This window comes from Streptomyces flavofungini (genome assembly GCF_014650815.1).
Lineage (GTDB): Bacteria > Actinomycetota > Actinomycetes > Streptomycetales > Streptomycetaceae > Streptomyces > Streptomyces flavofungini.
Map to the genome: position 1 here is coordinate 101,479 of NZ_BMVR01000002.1, position 20,006 is coordinate 121,484.

The 20,006-nt window shown below is 73.3% G+C and carries 10 protein-coding genes and 2 pseudogenes; 9 read left to right on the forward strand and 3 right to left on the reverse strand.

The annotated features are described in order from the left end of the window. The first annotated feature begins 158 nt into the window (after window positions 1-158). The 6 genes and pseudogenes from IE274_RS04285 (at window position 159) to IE274_RS04310 (ending at window position 9,161) form a co-directional block, all read left to right on the forward strand. Entirely contained in the window at window positions 159-2,045 is a 1,887-nt protein-coding gene (locus tag IE274_RS04285) for an ABC transporter ATP-binding protein (RefSeq protein ID WP_190114226.1), read from the forward strand. Further along, window positions 2,042-4,090, forward strand: coding sequence for an ABC transporter ATP-binding protein (locus tag IE274_RS04290; RefSeq protein WP_229909204.1), 2,049 nt, complete (start codon window positions 2,042-2,044; stop codon window positions 4,088-4,090). Before IE274_RS04285 ends, IE274_RS04290 begins: the two co-directional genes overlap by 4 nt. Before the next feature lie 356 nt (window positions 4,091-4,446). Beyond that, a complete protein-coding gene (locus IE274_RS04295) occupies window positions 4,447-4,878 on the forward strand; it encodes a serine hydrolase domain-containing protein (RefSeq protein WP_190114227.1) in 432 nt (143 codons plus the stop codon). Between the two features lie 23 nt (window positions 4,879-4,901). Continuing rightward, window positions 4,902-5,144 carry a hypothetical protein gene (locus IE274_RS04300; protein ID WP_190114228.1) on the forward strand — a complete coding sequence of 81 codons (243 nt, stop codon included), beginning with the start codon at window positions 4,902-4,904 and terminating at the stop codon, window positions 5,142-5,144. Between the two features lie 413 nt (window positions 5,145-5,557). Further along, a pseudogene (locus tag IE274_RS04305) lies at window positions 5,558-7,234 on the forward strand (M4 family metallopeptidase); the annotation flags it as partial. A gap of 283 nt (window positions 7,235-7,517) precedes the next feature. Further along, window positions 7,518-9,161 (forward strand): M4 family metallopeptidase, encoded by a 1,644-nt coding sequence (locus IE274_RS04310; protein ID WP_190114229.1) that lies wholly within the window; start codon window positions 7,518-7,520, stop codon window positions 9,159-9,161. Between the two features lie 88 nt (window positions 9,162-9,249). On the opposite strand, the gene glgP is transcribed toward IE274_RS04310, so the two are convergent. Then, on the reverse strand, window positions 9,250-11,880 hold the full coding sequence (glgP, locus tag IE274_RS04315; protein WP_190114230.1) for an alpha-glucan family phosphorylase: 2,631 nt from the start codon (window positions 11,878-11,880) through the stop codon (window positions 9,250-9,252). Window positions 11,881-12,080: 200 nt separating this feature from the next. On the opposite strand from glgP, the gene IE274_RS04320 reads away from it, so the two are divergent. Together IE274_RS04320 and IE274_RS04325 are read left to right on the forward strand one after the other, a co-directional pair. Beyond that, window positions 12,081-14,693, forward strand: a complete 2,613-nt coding sequence (locus IE274_RS04320; protein WP_190114231.1) for a serine/threonine-protein kinase — start codon at window positions 12,081-12,083, stop codon at window positions 14,691-14,693. Between the two features lie 84 nt (window positions 14,694-14,777). After that, window positions 14,778-17,090, forward strand: coding sequence for a serine/threonine-protein kinase (locus tag IE274_RS04325; protein ID WP_190114232.1), 2,313 nt, complete (start codon window positions 14,778-14,780; stop codon window positions 17,088-17,090). 10 nt (window positions 17,091-17,100) lie between these two features. Here IE274_RS04325 and IE274_RS04330 read toward each other — a convergent pair whose 3' ends face one another. Continuing rightward, window positions 17,101-17,481 carry a VOC family protein gene (locus IE274_RS04330; protein WP_190114719.1) on the reverse strand — a complete coding sequence of 127 codons (381 nt, stop codon included), beginning with the start codon at window positions 17,479-17,481 and terminating at the stop codon, window positions 17,101-17,103. A 102-nt stretch (window positions 17,482-17,583) separates the two neighbouring features. Next, a pseudogene (locus IE274_RS04335) lies at window positions 17,584-18,051 on the reverse strand (hemerythrin domain-containing protein); the annotation flags it as partial. Between the two features lie 716 nt (window positions 18,052-18,767). On the opposite strand from IE274_RS04335, the gene IE274_RS04340 reads away from it, so the two are divergent. Continuing rightward, window positions 18,768-19,967, forward strand: coding sequence for a S8 family peptidase (locus tag IE274_RS04340; RefSeq protein ID WP_190114233.1), 1,200 nt, complete (start codon window positions 18,768-18,770; stop codon window positions 19,965-19,967). Window positions 19,968-20,006 lie beyond the last annotated feature (39 nt).

Genomic DNA, 20,006 nt, shown 5'->3' on the forward strand with positions numbered 1-20,006 from the left:
CAACGGCCGCCGAATCACTGCGGCAGCGGCCCCGAATCACCCCAGCAACAGCCCGCGAATCACCTCAGCAGCGGCCCGCGACCTAGGACCAGCGGACGACCCCGACCGGGCCGAAACTCGGTGGGCGCTGTCAGTGGTGAAACGTAGGCTCACTGCTGATGTCCACGACACATGCACCTGCCCAGGACCCCGGCGGACGCTCCGCCGTCAGGACGCTCAGACGGCTCTGGCCGTATGTGCGCCCCGTACGAACACGCCTGTTCAGCGCGGCGTTCATCGCCGTCGTGGCGTCCTGTACGGGCCTGCTGTTCCCGCTCGTCCTGAAGTGGATGGTGGACGGCCCCGTGGCCGACCGGGACACGGGTGGCGTCTGGCTCGGGGCGCTGCTCCTGCTGGGGCTCGGCGTCGTGGAGGCGGTGCTGTTCGGCTTCCGGCGCTGGCTCGTCGCACGGCCGCTCGCGGGGGTGGAGGCGGAGATGCGGGCGGACCTGTTCCGCCATCTGCAGCGCGTGCCCGTCGCCTTCCACGACCGGTGGGCCTCCGGCCAGTTGCTCTCGCGCGGCACCACCGATCTGATGATGGTGCGCATGTTCCTCGCGTTCCCGCTGACGTTCCTGCTGGTCAACGGCGCGACGATCGTGGTCGGCATGGCCATTCTGCTCGCCCAGGACTGGACGCTCGGCCTGGTGCTGCTCGCCCCCGTGGTGCCGATGGTGGTCTTCCTCTCGTACTCCGAGGAGCGGTACGCCGCCGTGGCGCGGCGCGCGCAGGACCAGGTGGGCGACCTGACGACGGTCGTCGAGGAGAGCGTGCTCGGCATCCGGATCATCAAGGGCTTCGGGCGCCACCGCAGCCAGGCCCGGGCGTTCCGCGAGCTGTCGGGCACGCTGCGCGGCACGGAGCTGGTCAAGGCCCGGCTGCTCGCGGCGATCTACGCCGTGATCATGACGCTGCCGGAGCTGGCGATCGGGGCCGCGCTCGTCCTCGGCTCGGTCCAGGTGGCCGACGGCGGGCTCTCCACGGGCACGCTGGTGGCGTTCCTGTCGACGGCGCTCGCGCTGCGCTGGCCGGTGGAGTCGATCGGCTTCCTGCTCGCGATGAGCCAGGAGGCGGCGACGGCCACGGAGCGGTACTTCGAGGTCATGGACGCGGAGCCGGAGTCGGACGTGCGGGCGGAAGCGGGCTCGGGTTCGGGTTCGGGTTCGGGTTCGGGTTCGGGCCCAGCCTCGGCTTCGGCTTCGGCTTCGGCTGCGGCTTCGGGCAAGGCGCGCGCGGTCGCCGCCGTCCCGGCGCCCCGTACCCCCGCCGACGGCATCCGCTTCGAAGCCGTCGAGTTCCGCTACCCCGACGCCCCCGACGACACCCCGCCCGTCCTGGACCGCATCGACCTGCACATCCGCACCGGCGAGACACTGGCCCTCGTCGGCGCCACCGGCAGCGGCAAGACCACGCTGACGGCCCTCGTGCCCCGGCTGCACGAGCTGACGGGCGGGCGCATCACGCTCGACGGCGAGGACATCGCGGCGATGCCGCGCGCACGCGTGCGCACGCTGGTGTCCATGGCCTTCGAGGAGCCCACGCTGTTCTCCGCGTCCGTGGGCGAGAACGTGCTCATGGGGGCCGACGGGGGCGCGGGCGCGGAGGAGTTGGGGCGGGCTCTCGCGGTCGCGCAGGCCGAGTTCGTGCACGGGCTGCCGAAGGGGGCGGACACGCAGGTCGGCGAGCAGGGGCTGAGCCTGTCCGGCGGGCAGCGGCAGCGGCTCGCGCTGGCCCGCGCGGTGGTGGGCAAGCCGCGCTTCCTCGTCCTCGACGACCCGCTGTCCGCGCTGGACGTCCACACGGAGGCGCTGGTGGAGGCGGCGCTGCGGCGGGTCCTGAAGGACACCACGGCGCTGGTGGTGGCGCACCGCCCGTCGACGGTGCTCCTGGCGGACCGGGTCGCGCTGCTGTCCGGCGGCCGGATCACGGCCGTGGGCACGCACCAGGAACTGCTGCGGGAGAACGCCGAGTACGCATGGCTGATGTCTGGGGGGACGGACGAATGAGCACGGTCGGCGACAAGAGCCGCAGGGGCGACGAGAGAACCGGGCCGGACGACGGGCCCTCGGGTCCCCCCGCCAAGGAAGCCATCACCCACGAAGCAAGCTCCCATGGAGCCATCACCCAAGAAGGCAGCCCCTACGAAGGCAGCCCCTACGAAGGCACCACCCACAAAGACAGCGACCGCAAAGACAGCGTCCACGAAAGCACCGCCTACGACGGCACCGCCCAAGAAGCCCTGGACGACGCCTTCGACAACGACACCCTGCCCGCTCCCCCGGGCGCGACCGGCACCCTCCTGCGCTCCCTGCTCGCGCCCCGCCGCGCCCGAGTCGTCGTGGCCGCCCTGCTGCTCCTCGTCCAGCAGGCCGTCATCCAGGCCGGGCCGCTGCTGGTCGCGTACGCCATTGACCGTGCCGTGCCCGCGTTCCGCGCGGACGACCACGGCCCGCTGATCGCGGTCGGCGTGGCCTATCTGGTGTGCGCGGCGGCCGCGGGGGCGTTCCAGTACGCCTTCATCGTGGCGTCCGCCCGCGTGAACCAGGACGTGCTGCTCGATCTGCGGGGGCGGATCTTCCGGCACGCGCAGGCGCTCAGCGTGGACTTCCACGAGCGGTACACGTCGGGGCGGCTGATCTCCCGCGCCACCACGGATGTGGAGTCGCTGCGGGAGCTGCTCAACGAGGGCCTGCAGGAACTGCTCACGGTGGTGCTGTCGTTCGTCACCATCTCGGCGATGCTGCTCTGGCTCGACCTGGGCCTCGGCGCGGTCGCCGTCCTGTCGTTCGTGCCCCTGTACGCGCTGATCCGGCTCTACCAGCACCGCGCGGGGAAGGTGTTCCGCGTCCGCTCGACCGCGGTCGCCGCCGTCATCGTGAAGTTCACGGAGACAATGAACGGCATCCGTCCGGTGCGCGCGTTCCGCCGCGAGAAGGCCAACGAGGAGCAGTTCGCGGCGCTCAACCACCGGCACGAGCGCACCAACGGCGACGCGCTCCTGGAGATGGCGCGGTACGTGGTCGGCTCGCGGCTCGTCGCGAACACGGCCGTCGCGGGGATCGTGCTGTGGGGCGCGTACCGCGTCGCGCAGGACACGCTCGCGCTCGGTGTGCTCGCCGCGGCGGTGCTGTACCTGCGGCGGCTGTACGACCCGATCGACCGGCTCGGCATGTTCCTCAACTCGTACCAGTCGGCGGCGGCTTCCCTGGAGAAGATCGCGGGGCTGCTCGCGCAGACGCCGTCCGTGCCGGAGCCCGCGCCCGGCACCGAGAAGCAACTGCCGCCGCTCGCCTCCGAGCACCCGGGCCGCACCGTCGAGTTCGACGGCACGCGCTTCGCGTACCGCACGGGCGGTGAGGTCCTGCCGCACTTCGACCTGACGCTGCCCGCCGGACAGACCGTCGCCGTCGTCGGCTCGACCGGCGCGGGCAAGTCGACGCTGGCGAAGCTGCTCGCCCGCTTCTACGACCCGACGGACGGGCGCGTCCTGCTGGACGGCGTCGACCTGCGCGACCTCGCCAACGCCGAGCTGCGGCGGGGCGTCGTGATGGTCACCCAGGAGGCGTTCCTGTTCTCCGGCACGGTCGCCGAGAACATCGCGATCGGGCGCCCCGACGCGACCCGCGAGGACATCGAGCGCGCCGCGAAGGCCATCGGCGCCCACGACTTCATCACCTCCCTGCCCGACGGCTACGACACGGACGTACGCAAGCGCGGCGGCCGCATCTCGGCGGGCCAGCGCCAGCTCGTCGCGTTCGCCCGCGCCCTGCTCGCCGACCCCGCCGTGCTGATCCTCGACGAGGCCACCAGCTCCCTGGACATCCCCGGCGAGCGCGCCGTGCAGCGGGCGATGGACACGGTCCTGCGCGGCCGCACCGCCGTCGTGATCGCCCACCGCCTGTCCACGGTGGAGATCGCCGACCGGGTCCTCGTGATGGAGCACGGCCGGATCGTGGAGGACGGCCCGCCCGCCGAACTCATCGCGGGGACGGGGTCGTTCGCGGAGCTGCACCGGGCTTGGCGGGACAGCGTGGTGGGGAGCGGGGCGTAGCGGCTCCGCCGGGGTGGTCCCGGGGGGCCGGGAGGTGCGGTTGTCGCGCGTGGTGCGCATCCGGCGCATCTTCCCGGTGGCGGCCTCGAAGGCGCGGACCTCGCCCGCACCGCTGCGGCACACCAGGCCGCCCTTCGCCGCCCTTCGCCGCCCTTCGCCGCCAGGACGGGGATGCCGGTGCCCTGCGCCGCCCAGCGGACGCGGCCGATCGCCGCCCCCTTGGGAATCCCTGATGGGTTAGCCACAGCCCGACTTGGGGGCCTGCTGGCTCACCCCGACCACCCGCCGCCGGAAATGCTGGGAGACGGCACCCGAGCCGCAGCACCCCCGCCCCAGCCATCCCCCGAGGAGTCGCCGTGCACGAGCGCGTACCGAACCGGTCCCGTTCCCTCAGCCGCCCCCGGCGCGGTCACCGCGGGGCCGTGCCGACCGCGCTCGCCGTGGCCACCGGCGTCCTGGCGGCCGGAGCGCTCGCGGCACCCGTGGCGACCGCGGCCCCCTCAGCGACCGCCAGGACCTCCGCCCCCGGACCGCGGTCCGCGGCCTCCGCCCCCGAGCCCGACCGCGTACAGCGCACCCTCGACAAGCTCGTCCACGACGACGGCCTGCCCGCCGCGCTGGCCGCCGTCAGAAGGCTCGACGGACCGAACAGGAACTACACCGCGGGCGTCGGCGACGTGGCCACCGGCGCGAAGGTGCCGAGGAACGGGCAGGTGCGGATCGGCAGCAACACCAAGAGCCCGGGCCCCGGCCCCCACACCCCCACACCGTCCTGGACACCGAACTGAACCTCCTCGTCGAAACCGGCCACTTGCCCCCCCCCGCCGCCCGCCCCGGCGCCGACTTCGTCATCTGGACGGCCGTCCACGGCCTCGCCACCCTCCTCGCCGACGGCCTCATCACCGTCGACGACCCCCAGGCCGCCGATCGCCAGACGGAGCGCGTCGTCCGCGCCGTCCTCACCGGGCTGCGGCAGGAGCCCGAGGCCACCGAGCCCTGGCCGAAGGTGCGTTCGGCCCACACCGAGCGCACGGCCGGGCGGCCCCGCGCCTGAGCGCACCCGCACCGGAGCCGCCCTCGGCCACCCCCTCCGCGCCACCGTCCGCACCCTCGTCCGCACCCTCGTCCGCGCCCCGCGAGAAACCGCATACCGGACTCAAAAATTCGGGCACCGAACGGAATCCAGCCAAAGTACGTTCACCGACCTGACATGTCCCTGTCTCGAATGGCACTCTTCCCCTCACCAGTCGCACGCGCGCTCACGCGTGGGCGGCTCCCGCGCACGATGTCGTGCGCGTCGCACAGCACCACGGCCGACACCACGGCTCACCGCACCGTGCACCACCGTTCACCGCACCGTGCACCACAGCTCATCGCACCACGTACTGCCTGCTCCGCCCCGGACGGTCACCGCCGCCCGGTCGCCCCCTGGCCGCTCCACCGGCGGCCGCGCAGAAGGAGTCCGTGTTGAGCAACTCCCCCACACCCCGCAGACGTTCCGCTCGCAGGCGGGCCACCGCCATCGGCACCTTCACGGCCGTCGCCGCCCTCCTCGGCATGGCCGTGCAGGCGGGTACCGCCACCGCCGACGGCCCGGCCACCGGCTCCAAGGTCGACACCGGATCGCTGCCCGCGAAGCTCTCCCCCTCGCAGCGCGCCGAGCTGCTCCGCGACGCGGACGCGACGAAGGCCGCGACCGCCGACACCCTCGGCCTCAGTGCCAAGGAGAAGCTCGTCGTCCGTGATGTCATCAAGGACCGCGACGGCACCACGCACACCCGCTACGAGCGCACCTACGCCGGACTCCCCGTCCTCGGCGGCGACATGGTGGTCGCCACCGACAAGGCGGGCAAGGTGACGGACGTCAACCGCGCCTCCAAGGCCCGCCTCGCCGGGACCGACACCGGGGCGGAGGTGAAGCCCGCCGCCGCCGAGAAGCAGGCGCTGGGTGCCGCCAAGTCCCAGAAGTCCACGAAGACCAAGGCGGCCGAGCCGCGCAAGGTCGTCTGGCTCGCCGACAGCACGACCGGCTCCCCCGTCATCGCGTACGAGACCGTGGTCGGCGGGCTGCAGAAGGACGGCACGCCGAACGAGCTGCACGTCGTCACGGACGCGGCCACCGGCAAGAAGCTCCGCCAGTGGCAGGGCGTGCACAACGGCACCGGCAACACGCAGTACAGCGGCCAGGTGCAGCTCACCACGCAGCAGTCGGGCTCGCAGTACACGCTCACCGACACGGCGCGCGGCAACCACCAGACGCGCAATCTGAACCGCGGCACGTCCGGCTCCGGCACGCTGTTCACCGGCCCCGACGACGTCTGGGGCAACGGCCAGGCCGCCAACGCGGAGACCGCCGGCGCGGACGCCCACTACGGCGCGGCGCTGACGTGGGACTACTACAAGAACGTGCACGGCCGCAACGGCATCAAGAACGACGGCCGGGGCGCCACCTCCCGCGTGCACTACGGCAACAACTACGTCAACGCGTTCTGGCAGGACTCCTGCTTCTGCATGACGTACGGGGACGGCTCGGGCAACGCCAAGCCGCTGACGTCCATCGACGTCGCCGCGCACGAGATGACCCACGGCGTCACCTCGGCCACCGGCAACATGCAGTACAGCCGCGAGCCGGGCGGTCTCAACGAGGCGACCAGCGACATCTTCGCCGCCGCCGTCGAGTTCAACGCCAAGAACCCCTCGGACGTCGGCGACTACCTCGTCGGCGAGAAGATCGACATCCGGGGCAACGGCACGCCGCTGCGCTACATGGACAAGCCCTCCAAGGACGGCCGTTCGCTCGACAACTGGAGCAGCAGCGCGGGCAACGTCGACGTGCACTACTCGTCGGGCATCGCCAACCACTTCTTCTACCTGCTCAGCGAGGGCAGCGGGAAGAAGGTCGTGAACGGCGTCTCCTACGACTCGCCGACGTACGACAACAAGCCCGTGACCGGAATTGGTATCGACAAGGCCGCCAAGATCTGGTTCAGGGCACTCACCACGAAGTTCAACACGACCACCAACTACGCGGCGGCGCGCACCGGCACCCTCACCGCCACGAGCGAGCTGTACGGCGGCACGGGCAGCGCCGAGTACAAGGCCGTGGCCAACGCGTGGGCCGCGGTCAACGTCGGCACCCGGCCGTGATCACGACGCCGTAGCCACGGCTCCGTGAGGCAACGCCGTCCCGGACAGCCTCATTTCCGCCAACTGTCCGGGACGGTGGCTCTCTTCATCCGCTGTTCGCATTGCGGACCTTGACCTTCGGCCAACGAACTTCTTTTGGCCAACATTCAATCAAGGTCCTGACATGTACCTGGCCCAAATGGCACGCTTCCCCCGCACGGCACACCAGTACCTCCGCACAGCACTTATCGGCCCGGGTGGTCCCCCATGCCACCCGGGCTCCCCCACACAAGGAGCTTGCGTGACCCCCCACATATCGAGGAAGCGTTCCACCCTGGTCATCGCCACCGCAGTCGCCGCCGGAGCGCTGCTCACCGCCGGACTGACCACCGGCGCCTCCGCACAGCCGGACGTCAACGACAACGCCGCCGAGGTGTCGTCCGCCGCCCCCATGCGGCTGTCCGCCTCCGTGCGCACCGGCCTGATCCAGGACGCCGAGGCGAAGACGGCGGCCACCGCCGCGAGGATCGGCCTCGGCGCCAAGGAGAAGCTGGTCGTCAAGGACGTCGTCAAGGACCGCGACGGCACCACGCACACCCGCTACGAGCGCACCTACGCGGGCCTGCCCGTGCTCGGCGGCGACCTGGTCGTGCACACCGCCAAGAGCGGTGCCGTCAAGGGCGTCAGCAAGGCCACCAAGGCGTCCGTGAAGGTCAAGTCGATCAGCGCGAAGCTCGCGCCGAAGGCGGTCGCGAAGGCCGCCGAGTCGACGGCGGCGAAGACCGGCGAGACGAAGAAGGCGGACGCCAACGCGCCGCGCAAGGTCGTCTGGGCGGCCGAGGGCAAGCCGACCCTGGCCTTCGAGACGGTCGTCACCGGCACGCAGAAGGACGGCACGCCCAGCGAGCTGCACGTCATCACCGACGCGGCCACCGGCAAGAAGCTGTTCCAGTACCAGGCCATCGAGAACGGCAAGGGCCACAGCCAGTACAGCGGCGACGTCGAGGTCGGCTCCACCAAGGCGGGCAGCGGCTTCGAGCTGACCGACGGCGGGCGCGGCGACCACAAGACGCTCGACCTCAACCACGGCTCCAGCGGCGGCAAGCTGTACACCGACGAGGACGACACCTGGGGCACCGGCAAGCCGGCCGACACCCAGACCGCGGCCGTCGACGCCGCCTACGGCGCCGGTCTCACCTGGGACTACTACAAGGACGTGCACGGCCGCAGCGGCATCAAGGGCGACGGCAAGGGCGCCACGTCCCGCGTGCACTACGGCAACAACTACGTCAACGCGTTCTGGCAGGACTCCTGCTTCTGCATGACGTACGGCGACGGCGACGGCAACGCCAAGCCGCTCACGTCGATCGACGTGGCCGCCCACGAGATGACGCACGGCGTCACCTCGGCCACCGGCAACATGGAGTACAGCGGCGAGTCCGGCGGCCTCAACGAGGCCACCAGCGACATCTTCGCCGCCGCCGTCGAGTTCAAGGCCGACAACGCCCAGGACAAGGGCGACTACCTCGTCGGCGAGAAGATCGACATCAACGGCGACGGCACCCCGCTGCGCTACATGGACAAGCCCTCCCAGGACGGCTCGTCGCTCGACTACTGGGACGAGAACGCCGGCAACGTCGACGTGCACTACTCGTCCGGCATCGCCAACCACTTCTTCTACCTGCTGAGCGAGGGCAGCGGCGCGAAGGAGATCAACGGCGTCAAGTACGACAGCCCGACCAAGGACGGCTCCAAGGTCGAGGGTATCGGGCGCGACAAGGCCGAGAAGATCTGGTTCAAGGCCCTGTCGACGTACTTCACCACCACGACGGACTACGCCCAGGCCCGCAAGGACACGGTGAAGGCCGCCGCCGATCTGTACGGCGCCGACTCCGCCGAGCAGAAGGCCGTCGAGGCCGCGTGGACGGGTGTGAACGTCAAGTAACCGGCCCTCGGGGCCAGTAGAGCCGGGCGGCATCCGGGGGACCAACCCCTCCGGGTGCCGCCCGTTCCATGCGCGCGGTGCCGACCGCTCACCGCATCAGGACCCCCGCCCCCTCCCCCGTCCCCTCCGAGGGCAGCGCCACCAGGCCCAGTTCCGCGCCGTCGGCGAGCAGGCGGTGGGCGGGCAGGACGCGGACGGTGTAGCCGAAGGGGCCGGTGCGGTCCAGGGCCAGGGGGCCCTCGTAGAGGAGCCGGCCCTCGCTGTCGGGGCCGCTCGCGGGCTTCAGCGGCACCGGGGTGGCGTCCGCGATGTGGTCCTCCGGGTCCACGCGGCCCGCGATTGCCTGCACGTCGACGTCGTCGGGCGCCAGGTCGCCGAGTTGGACGCGCACGCGCAGCGCGAGCGTCGTGCCGAGCTCGGCGGTGGCGCCCACCGCCGACGCCTCCACGTGGTCCACGGCGACCCCCGGCCACGCGCCGCGCACGCGGGACTTCCAGGCGGCGAGGGCGGTGGCGGCGTCCGGCGCGAGCATGCGGTGGGCGCGGGCGGCGGGGACGTACAGGCGCTCCACGTACTCGCGCACCATGCGGCCCGCGAGGACCTTCGGGCCGAGCCGGGTCAGGGTCCTGCGGACCATCTCGATCCAGCGGTCGGGCAGGCCGCCGGGGCCGTGTTCGTAGAAGCGGGGCGTGATGCGGCGCTCCAGGAGGTCGTAGAGCGCGGCGGCCTCCAGGTCGTCGCGGCGGTGGTCGTCGGTGGCGGCGCCGTCGGCGGTGGGGATGGCCCAGCCGAAGTCGGGCTCGAACCACTCGTCCCACCAGCCGTCCAGGACGGACAGGTTGAGGCAGCCGTTGAGGGCGGCCTTCATGCCGGAGGTGCCGCAGGCCTCCAAGGGGCGCAGCGGGTTGTTGAGCCAGACGTCGCAGCCCGCGTACAGCTTCTGCGCCATCGCCATGCCGTAGTCCGGCAGGAACACGGTCCGGTGGCGCACGCGCGGGTCGTCAGTGAAGCGCACCAGGTCCTGGATGAGCCGCTTGCCGCCGTCGTCGGCGGGGTGGGCCTTGCCCGCGACGACGATCTGCACGGGCCGCTCGGGGTGGGTGAGCAGCTCCATGAGCCGGTCCTGGTCGCGGAGCATCAGCGTCAGCCGTTTGTACGAGGGGACGCGGCGGGCGAAGCCGATGGTGAGGACGTCGGGGTCGAGGACCTCGTCGATCCAGCCGAGTTCGGCGGTGGCGGCGCCGCGCTGCCGCCAGGAGAGGTGCAGGCGTCGCCGTACCTCGTCGACGAGCTGGGCGCGCAGTTCGCGGCGGAGCAGCCAGATGTCGCCGTCCGGGATGTCGGCGACGGCGTCCCAGCGTTCGGAGCCGCCGACGGACAGGGCGCGGTCGGTGCGGTCCTGGCCGATCCGGCGGGCGCCGAGCCGGATCACCTCGGGGGCGACCCAGGTGGGGGCGTGCACGCCGTTGGTGACGGAGGTGATGGGCACCTCCTCGGGGTCGAAGCCGGGCCACAGGCCCTGGAACATCTCCCGGCTGACCTTGCCGTGCAGCGTGGACACGCCGTTGGCGCAGCGGCCGAGGCGCAGCCCCATGACGGCCATGTTGAAGAGGTTGGGCTCGCCGCCGGGGTAGGTCTCCATGCCGAGGCGCAAGATCAACTCGACGTCGATGCCGGGCAGTTCGGCGGCGGGGCCGAAGTGGTGGGCGACGAGTTCGCGGTCGAAGCGGTCGATGCCCGCGGGCACGGGGGTGTGGGTGGTGAAGACGGTGCCGCCGCGCACGGACTCCAGGGCGGCGTCGAAGTCGAGTCCGTCGGCGACGCGTTCGTGGATGCGTTCCAGGCCGAGGAATCCGGCGTGGCCCTCGTTGGTGTGGAACACCTCGGGTTCGGCGTGCCCGGTACGGCGGCAGTAGGCGCGGACGGCCCGCACGCCGCCGATGCCGAGCAGCATCTCCTGGAGCAGCCGGTGTTCGCTGCCGCCGCCGTAGAGCCGGTCGGTCACGTCGCGCGCGGCCGGGTCGTTCTCCTCGACGTCCGAGTCGAGCAGGAGCAGCGGTACGCGGCCGACCTGCGCCTGCCAGACGTGGGCGCGCAGGGACCGGCCGCCGGGCAGGGCGAGCCGCACCTGGGCCGGGGTGCCGTCGGTCTCGCGCAGGAGCATGAGGGGCAGTTCGTTGGGGTCGAGCACGGGGTAGTGCTCCTGCTGCCAGCCGTCGCGGGTCAGGGACTGCCGGAAGTAGCCGTGCCGGTAGAGCAGTCCGACGCCGATCAGCGGAACACCGAGGTCGCTGGCGGCCTTCAAATGATCACCGGCGAGGATGCCGAGCCCACCGGAGTACTGCGGCAGGGCGGCGGTGACGCCGAACTCGGGCGAGAAGTAGGCGATGGCGGCGGGCAGTTCGCCGCCGGGCTCGTCCTGCCGCTCCTGGTACCAGCGCTCCCCGGTGACGTACTCGCGCAGGTCGTCGGCGGCCTCGCGCAGCCGCCGCAGATAGCCGTCGTCGGTGGCGAGGGCGGTGAGCCGCGCGGACGGCACCGAGCCGAGCAGCCGCACGGGGTCGCCGCCCGCGGCCTCCCACAGGGCCGGGTCGATGTCGCGGAACAGGTCGCGGGTCCCTGGGTGCCAGGACCAGCGCAGATTGCGGGCGAGCTCGGCGAGCGGGCCGAGCGGGGCAGGGAGTACGGGACGTACGGTGAATCGACGGATGGCTTTCACGGGGCACCTCTGTCGGAAAGGCGTACGTGACGTTGTCGGCGTATCGACGGTAGCGGTGCGAGGGCTCGGCAACCACGGCGCACGGGGTGCGCCCGAGGCGCCCCACATTGACGTGGACCTGTCGCACAAGAGGTGCTGCCGTAGGGATAACGTGACCCCCGGTCACGAGAGTTCACGCGGTCACAGGGGGTACGGGGCGGATGATCGGCCAGCTTCGGGAGTCGTCACCACGCCGGATAGGTCCGTACGAGACGCTGGCACGGCTCGGCGCGGGCGGCATGGGCGAGGTGTTCCTGGCCCGGCCGCGGGAGCTGTCCGGGTACGGGCCCGGGGACCTGGTCGCCGTCAAGGCCATCCGGAACGAACTGGCGACGGACGCGGTGTTCCAGCGCCGCTTCCGGCGGGAGGCCGAGGTCGCCGCCTCGATCCGCAACCCGTACGTGGCCCGCCTGGTCGGCAGCGACACCGACGGCGAACAGCCCTGGCTGGCCACGGAGTACGTGGTCGGCCCCACCCTCGCCGAGGCCGTCCGCGGCCACGGGCCGCTGCCCGCGGGCGCCGTCGCCTCCCTCGGCGAAGGCATGGCCCGCGCCCTGACCGGGGTGCACGCGGCGGGCGCGCTGCACCGCGACCTCAAGCCCGCCAACATCCTGCTCGCCCTCGACGGGCCCAAGATGATCGACTTCGGTGTGGCCCGGGTCCAGGCGGCGTCCACCATGACGTCGACGGGGCTGCTCGTGGGCACGCCGGGCTTCATGTCGCCCGAGCACGTGGCGGGCGGCAGACATGTGGTGGCGGCCTCCGACGTCTTCTGCCTCGCCTCCGTGCTCACGTACGCGGTGACCGGCCGCGACCCCTTCGGGGACGGCCCGGTGGCCGCCGTCCTCTACCGCGTCTCGCAGGCCGAGACCGACCTCGGCGGCATGCCCGACGAGCTGCGCTCCCTGCTCGCGGCCTGCCTCGTGCGCGACCCGGACGAGCGGCCCGCTCCGGCCGACCTCGTCGAACGCTTCGGCGCCCTGCGGGCGGCGGCGACCGCACCGGAGTGGCCCGAGCCCGTCCGCGCGCAGATCGCCGAGGCACGCCGGGACGTGGAGCAACTGTGCGCCTCGGGGCGGCCGTTGCTGCCGGTGCCGGTGTGGCCGGAGGCGGAGGCGGGGGCCGGGCATCCGGAGACCGCTCAGGACGGGCCCGCGACGGCGCCGGGGCAGGCGGGGGCCGAGGCTGGACAGACGGGACAGGTGGGACAGGCGGGGCCGGGTGCCGGGCGCGGTCCTGGCGGCCCCGGCGGCGCCCACCAGTTGCCGACGATGAGCGGCTCCCCGCCGCCCGTGCCGGGGGACGCCGCCGGTCCCGCCCGCTCCCGGCGCCGCCGCGCCGTCCTCGGCATCGTCGCCGTCGCGATGGTGGCGGCGGCGCTCGGCGGGGCGCTCGCGGCGTGGGGGCCGGGTTCGTCGGACGGGGGCGAGGGCGGTGGCGGGAGCACCAAGGGCCCGGGGAGCAGCGCGCGGCGCGGCTGGGTCGAGCCCGGCCCGAAGGACCCCGCGGCCATCAGGAAGCTGATCGCGCGGGCCGAGGTGAGCGCCGGCGGCACGTCGGACGCGTCGGGGGCCGTGCCGCAGATCGCGACCCAGCGCCCCAAGGGCTGGAAGGCCTGGCGCGGCAAGCTCAGCCACGCGCCGATGGGCTGCTCCGCCGACACCCGCGCCCTGGTGTGCCTGCTCACGAACGGCACGTACGAGGCCGTGCGCACGAGCGACGGCAAGCGGCTGTGGACGTCCGGGAAAGTCGACCCGGAGGGCGGCATGGACGAGGCGTACTACGGGCCGAGCGGGTCCTTCTTCATGCCCGGCGACCGCCTCGAACCGGCCGTCAGGGGCGGCAGGGCGGCCATCGCCCGCGACGGCGTCCTGCACCTGCGCGACTCCACGACGGGCAAGGTGCTCTGGAAGGCCGAACCCCCGGACGAGCGGCGCGTGTTCAGCCCGGCGCCCTTCCTCGACGACCACGTCGTGCTTGTCGTCGCCCAGGTGCCGTACGTCCAGGAGGACGACCCGGCGCCGTCCCTGTACGCGTACGACGCCGCCACCGGCCGCCGCCTCTGGGAGAAGCCGCTCGGCGAGGCCCCGCGAGCCAAGGTGGACCTCAATCTCTACGGGGTACGGGCCCTGCGCGACGGCGTCGTCTACGCCGACCAGAAGCAGGGCCTGGCCGCGTACGACGCCAGGACCGGTGACCTCCTCGGCCAGTCCGCCGACACCTGCGACGCGGTCCTCGCGACCGAGAAGGCGGTGCTGTGCGCGGCCTCCGACGAGGGCGGCGCCTCGGCGGCGCGCCCGCCGATGCTGCGGCTGACGCCACGCACCCTCAAGCGGATGGACGGCCCGCTGCCGTACCCGTCGTCGCGGGGCAGCGGCCCGGCGCCCGCGGTGGCCGCCGTGGACGACGCCGTGGCGGTGGCCACGGACGGCCGCGCGGGCCGGGTCCTCGTGCACGACGTGCGCACGGGGAAGCCCCTGTACGCCGAGCGGCGGCCCAAGGACAACGTCCCGCCCTCGGCGCCGCTCATCCTCGGCAACCGCGTCGTCTACGCCAGCAACGCGGCGCTGTACACGCTTCCGCTCGGCCCCGGCCACGGCAGGGCCACCCGCCGTCCGGTGCCGGGTGCGCCCGGCGACCGCCCCGAGCCGCCGCCGAACGCGGCCGCCACGGTCATCTCCGAGACGCTGCGCCCGCCGACCGTCCTGGCCCTCGGGGGCGTCGCGCACATCGTCTACGACGAGGGCAGGATCTCGTCGGTGGCCATCCCCTAGCAGGCCGCCTCCCCGGCGGCCCACCCCTTGGCGGGGCCCGTCCCCGCTGCCCTCAACCGCCCCCGAACCGACCCGAGGAGTCCCATGCTCGTCCCCCTCCCCCCGGGCGCCCCCCGCCGCATCGGCCCGCACACCCTGCTCGCCAGGATCGGTGCGGGCGGCATGGGCGAGGTGTTCCTGGCGCGCCGGGACGGGCAGGGCGCGGCCGCGCTGGTCGCGGTGAAGGTGGTGCGGCAGGACCTGGACCTCGACGACGCGTTCCGGACCCGGTTCCGGCGGGAGATCGCGGCGGCGCGCGCCGTCACGGGCCCGTTCACCGCCGCCCTGGTGGCCGCCGACGCGGACGCCGAACGCCCCTGGCTGGCCACGGAGTACATACCGGGCCCGTCCCTGGCCGACGTGGTGGAGCGCTGCGGCCCGCTGCCCGTGCCCGCGGTGCGCGCGCTGGGTGGAGCGCTCGCCCGCGCGCTCACGGCCGTGCACGGGGCGCGGGTGCTGCACCGGGACCTGAAGCCGGGCAACGTGCTGCTGGCGCCGGACGGGCCGCGCCTGATCGACTTCGGCATCGCCCAGGCCTTCGAGGCGACGGCCCTGACCATGACGGGTGTCCTGGTGGGCACGCCGGGCTTCCTCGCCCCGGAGCAGATCGAGGGCTCGCACGCGGTCGTGCCCGCGTCGGACGTGTTCTCGCTCGGCGCGGTCCTGTGCCACGCGGCGACCGGCCACGGCCCGTTCGACGACCCGGAGGCGGCCGCCGTCGTCTTCCGCATCGTGCGGGGCGACGCGGACCTGTCCGGCGTACCGCCCGAACTGCGCGACACCCTCGCCGCCTGCCTGCACCCGGCCCCCGGAAGCCGCCCCACCCCGACGGAACTCGCGGCCACCCTGTCCGGCCCGGCCGGTGCCGCCCCCGCCTTCCCCTGGCCCGCCGACGTCCTGTCGCTCCTCGCCGCGTACCGGGAGGCCGCCGCGACCGCCGAACACGCCCACGACCAGGGCGGGTTCGCCGACGCCGCGACCACGGCGGGCAGTTCGGGGCCCCGGCTGCGGGCCGAACCGTCCCCGACGCTGGGCGTGGCTCCGGCGCCACGGCCGGTCCCGCCGCCCACCGCCGCCGCGCCCCTGCGCGGCCGCCGTCGGCTGTGGGTCCTGGCGGCGGCGCTCACCACGGCCGGACTCGCGGTGGCCGCCGTGACGCTGCCGGACGCGCTGCGGGACCGCCCGGGCGACGGCCCGTCGAAGAAGGCGCCGAGCGCCCCCCGGGTCGCGGCCGACCGCGTGGTCACCCCGTACGGGAACCAGGACCACTCCGGCGAGTTCGGCCCGTCGGCGGCCGACCGTGCCGAGCGCCCCGGCGACTGGCGGTTCTGGTCCCGCGAGCGATCCGACGGCATGGACGGCATGGGGAAGGGCTGCGTCCTGACCGGGGACACCCTCGTGTGCCGGGACGGGCGCGGTGCCGCGCGGGCCCTGGACGCGGCCACGGGTGCCGACCGCTGGTCGACGCCCGGCTTCTCCGGCGCGCCGAGCGGCTTCCAGGAGGTGCCTCCCGAGGCCGACGCCGAGCGGGTCTTCGTCCCGGGCGAACGGGGCGTCAGCGCGCTCGGGGTGAAGCGGGGCGAGGTGGTCTGGCGGCACCGGACGCCCCGATACGCGGGTCTGATCTCGATGACGTACGCCCAAGGGGTGGTGTACACCGCCGAGTTCCACCTCGACGGCGCCCCCGACGCGTACACCACCACCGTGCGCGCCAGGAACGCCGTGACGGGCGGCCAGCTCTGGCGGACCACGATCAAGGGCAAGCCCCAGGGCACCCCGCTCGTCCGGGACGGTGTGCTGTACACCGCCCTGGAGAACGGCGGCGTGGTCGCGCTGTCCGCCAAGGACGGCGACCGGACCGCCCGCGTCGCGCAGCCGCGGTGCGACAGCCTCCTCGGCCACCGCGACGCGGTGGTGTGCTGGTCCCGGACGGAGGACGGGGTGCGGGTCCTCGACGGGGAGACCCTCGCCGTGCGCCGGACCATCGGGCGGGGCAAGCCGCTCGCCCCGCCGGTCGTGGGGACCGCCGACGTCCTGGTCATCGCCCGTTCCCCCGGCCCCCGGACCCCCAACCGCCTGACGGGCTACGCCTGGCGGTCGGGGAAGAGGCTGTGGGACCTGCCCTCGGGCGGCGACGCCACGGCGCTCGCGCTGTCCGAGGACCGGGTGTTCGTCGTGAACTCGCACGACGTCCGTGGCGTTCCGCTCGACGGTGCCGCGGAGCGGGTCACCACCTGGTCCATCCCCTACTCCGCCACGGGCCCGGAGCCCAAGACGCTGTACACGCCCCTCTTCCTGGGCGGCGCGGTGTTCGCCGAGTCCGGCAAGGGGCCGATCGTCTCGGGCCGGATCCTGTGAGCCCCCGCGCTCACCGGTCCTGCGGATACCAGCGCAGCTCCACGGAGTTCCCGTCCGGATCCTGTACGTAGACCGACTCCGCGCTCCCTCTCGCGCCGAACCGGCCGACCGGGCCCTCCAGGACGGTGAAGCGGCCGGAGTCGATGACCTGCTGCCAGTCCAGCGGCTCCACGACCAGGCAGATGTGGTCGACGTTGGACTCGCCGCGCTCCCCCACGACCAGGTCGATGATGGTCACCGCGCTGACCCGCGCGGAGGGGAACGGGACCTTCCCGGCGCGCCACTCCTCGACCCGGACCGGTTCGAGGCCGAGGGTGCCGCAGTAGAAGTCCAGGGCGCGCTCGACGTCCTGGACGTTCAGGACGAGGTGGTCGAAGTCCTTGACGCGCACGATGCTTCGCTCAGTGGTCACGGGTGTTCCTTCCGCAGAGGCGTGCGGTACCGGAGAGGCCCCCGGTACCGGCGGGAACGGTACCTCGGCGAGGACCGGGACCAGCCAGGTCTCCTCGTACACCAGGTGCTCCGTCAGGTCCGCGGCGAGCCGGTCGAAGTCCGTCAGGAACGCGTCGGGGTCGGCCGTGGCGAGGTCGGCGAGCAGCCCGACCAGGTTCTCCTTGAGCCGGGCGATGGCGCGGTGCTCCTCGCTCAGCCGGTCCAGGGTGGGCCGCAGGTGCGGGTGGAATGCGGCGATGCCCGGGAAGACGTGGTCGTCCTCGCTGGTGTGGTGGAAGGTCAGCGCGTCACAGAACTCCAGGCAGCGCTGCCGGATCTGCAGGCCGAGGCCGGGCGCGGGCGGCTGTCCGGGGCCCTGGTGGGCGGCGCGTTCGGCGAAGTGCGCGGCGGCCTCGGCGCGCAGCGCGACCAGCTGGTCGCGCAGCCAGTCGTGCACTTCGAGGAGCTTGTCGGCGAGGGTGTGGATCTCCCGGGGGGCGGGCCTGGGCGTACTGGTGGGCGTGGGCATGCGGGAGGGGTTCTCCAGACAGGTGTATGCGGCACGGAGTCCGCGAAAGGAAGAAAAAGGAAGAAAGCAGAGAGGGGTTGCCTGGGGGCGCGGGCGCGCTCAGGCCCGAGGGGTCCGGCGCGCGGGCACGGTCACGTCGAAGACGACGTGCCGACGCGCGGCGAGGTGAAGTGATCGGTACACAAGGTCATGTCCCTTGGTGCGGGTGCTCACCCGGTCACCGGCCTGCCCACTGCTCTGTGGCCGGTGCCACGCGGCACCCGCCCATTACAAACGCCGTTCCGGCGCCCTGTCAACGCGGAGCGGCGCACCCTGCCGACGCGGCAGGCGCCCCTGTTCGACGCGCGGCCCCGGCTCGCGGCCGCGCCGGACCAGGCCGGGGTCGGGTCGGCACCCGCCCGCTCCCCCGCCGGAGTCCGGACTGCGGCGGGGGTCCGGGACGGGTTGCCGCCCAGGGCCCTGCCGCGATCTTCCGACACCCCCAAACCCCAAGTCAATCCTCGCAATTGCTCGTACGAACCCAAGTCAAGGCTTGGATGCACAGCTCTTTGATCATGCTTCGTGGCGATACGAAACGTTCCACCCGCTGATGCGGCCTTGTCGCACTTCTCCCCGCACGAGACGCTGCGGGGGACGACGCCGCCGAGCACCGTGCCCGCGGACGCGCGCGCACGTCGGCGGAGGCTGCCGTCGGTCCCAGGGGAGGGAATCCAGTCATGGCTGAACCACGAGCAAGACACCTACGCCTCACAGGAGTTCTGGCGGCGGCCGTCACCGCCGCCGCGCTCTCGATCGTCCCGACCGCCGCACACGGCGCACCCGCCGCGGACGGCACGTCCGCCGGGCCCGGGGAGGCCCGCCGCGGCTACATCGTGACGCTCGCACCGGGCACGCACGCCGCGTCGGTCGCGGGCCGCGACCTCGCCGAGCGGTACGGGGCGAGCATCGACCGCACGTACAGCGCGGCGCTCAACGGCTTCGCCGTGCGGGCGGACGCCGCCGGGGCGGCCCGTCTGGCCGCCGACCCGGCGGTCGCCGCCGTCACCCCGGACACCCGCGTGCGCACCGGCGCACGGCAGCGGAACCCGCCGTCGTGGGGCCTCGACCGCATCGACCAGAAGAAGTTGCCGCTCGACAAGTCGTACACGGCGCCGACGCGGGCGGGCGCGGGTGTCACGGTGTACGTCATCGACACCGGCGTCCGCACCTCGCACCGCGACTTCGGCGGGCGCGCCCGCTCCGGCCGGGACTTCGTGCAGAACGACGGGGTCGCGCAGGACGGCAACGGCCACGGCACGCACGTGGCCGCGACCGTCGCGGGCACCAAGTACGGCGTCGCGAAGAAGGCGAAGATCGTGGCCGTGCGGGTGCTCGACGACGAGGGCTCCGGCACCCTCGCCCAGGTCCTCGCGGGCATCGACTGGGTGACCCGGCACGCCCACAAGCCCGCCGTCGCCAACCTGAGCCTCGGCGGCCCGCCCAACGCCCAGCTCGACGCGGCCGTCCGCGCGTCCCTCGCGAAGGGCGTGACGTACGCGGTGGCGGCGGGCAACAAGAACGAGCCCGTGAGCCGTTCCTCGCCCGCTCGCGTCAAGCAGGCCCTGACGGTCGGCGCCACCGACCGCCGGGACGCCCGCGCCGCGTTCTCCAACCGGGGCGCGGGCCTGGACCTGTTCGCGCCCGGCGTGGCCATCCGGTCCGCGTCGATCAGGAACGACACCGCGACCACCCTCTCGTCGGGTACGTCGATGGCGGCGCCGCACGTCGCGGGCGCGGCCGCGCTGTATCTGTCCGGCCATCCGTCGGCGCGGCCCGCCGACGTCGCCAAGGCGCTGCTCGCACGCTCCGTCAAGGGCCGGGTCACCGGTCCCGGGGCCGGCTCACCGAACAGGTTATTGCAGGTGAGCGGGTTGTAGGCGGTGGTCAGCGCCGGTGGCGCGCTGTGGTCGGGACCG

Bases quoted from the DNA above. Each gene is read 5' to 3' on its own strand.
- IE274_RS04285 (WP_190114226.1), top strand. From the start codon at position 159: ATGTCCACGACACATGCACCTGCCCAGGACCCCGGCGGACGCTCCGCC.
- IE274_RS04290 (WP_229909204.1), top strand. From the start codon at position 2,042: ATGAGCACGGTCGGCGACAAGAGCCGCAGGGGCGACGAGAGAACCGGG.
- IE274_RS04320 (WP_190114231.1), top strand. From the start codon at position 12,081: ATGATCGGCCAGCTTCGGGAGTCGTCACCACGCCGGATAGGTCCGTAC.
- IE274_RS04325 (WP_190114232.1), top strand. From the start codon at position 14,778: ATGCTCGTCCCCCTCCCCCCGGGCGCCCCCCGCCGCATCGGCCCGCAC.
- IE274_RS04340 (WP_190114233.1), top strand. From the start codon at position 18,768: ATGGCTGAACCACGAGCAAGACACCTACGCCTCACAGGAGTTCTGGCG.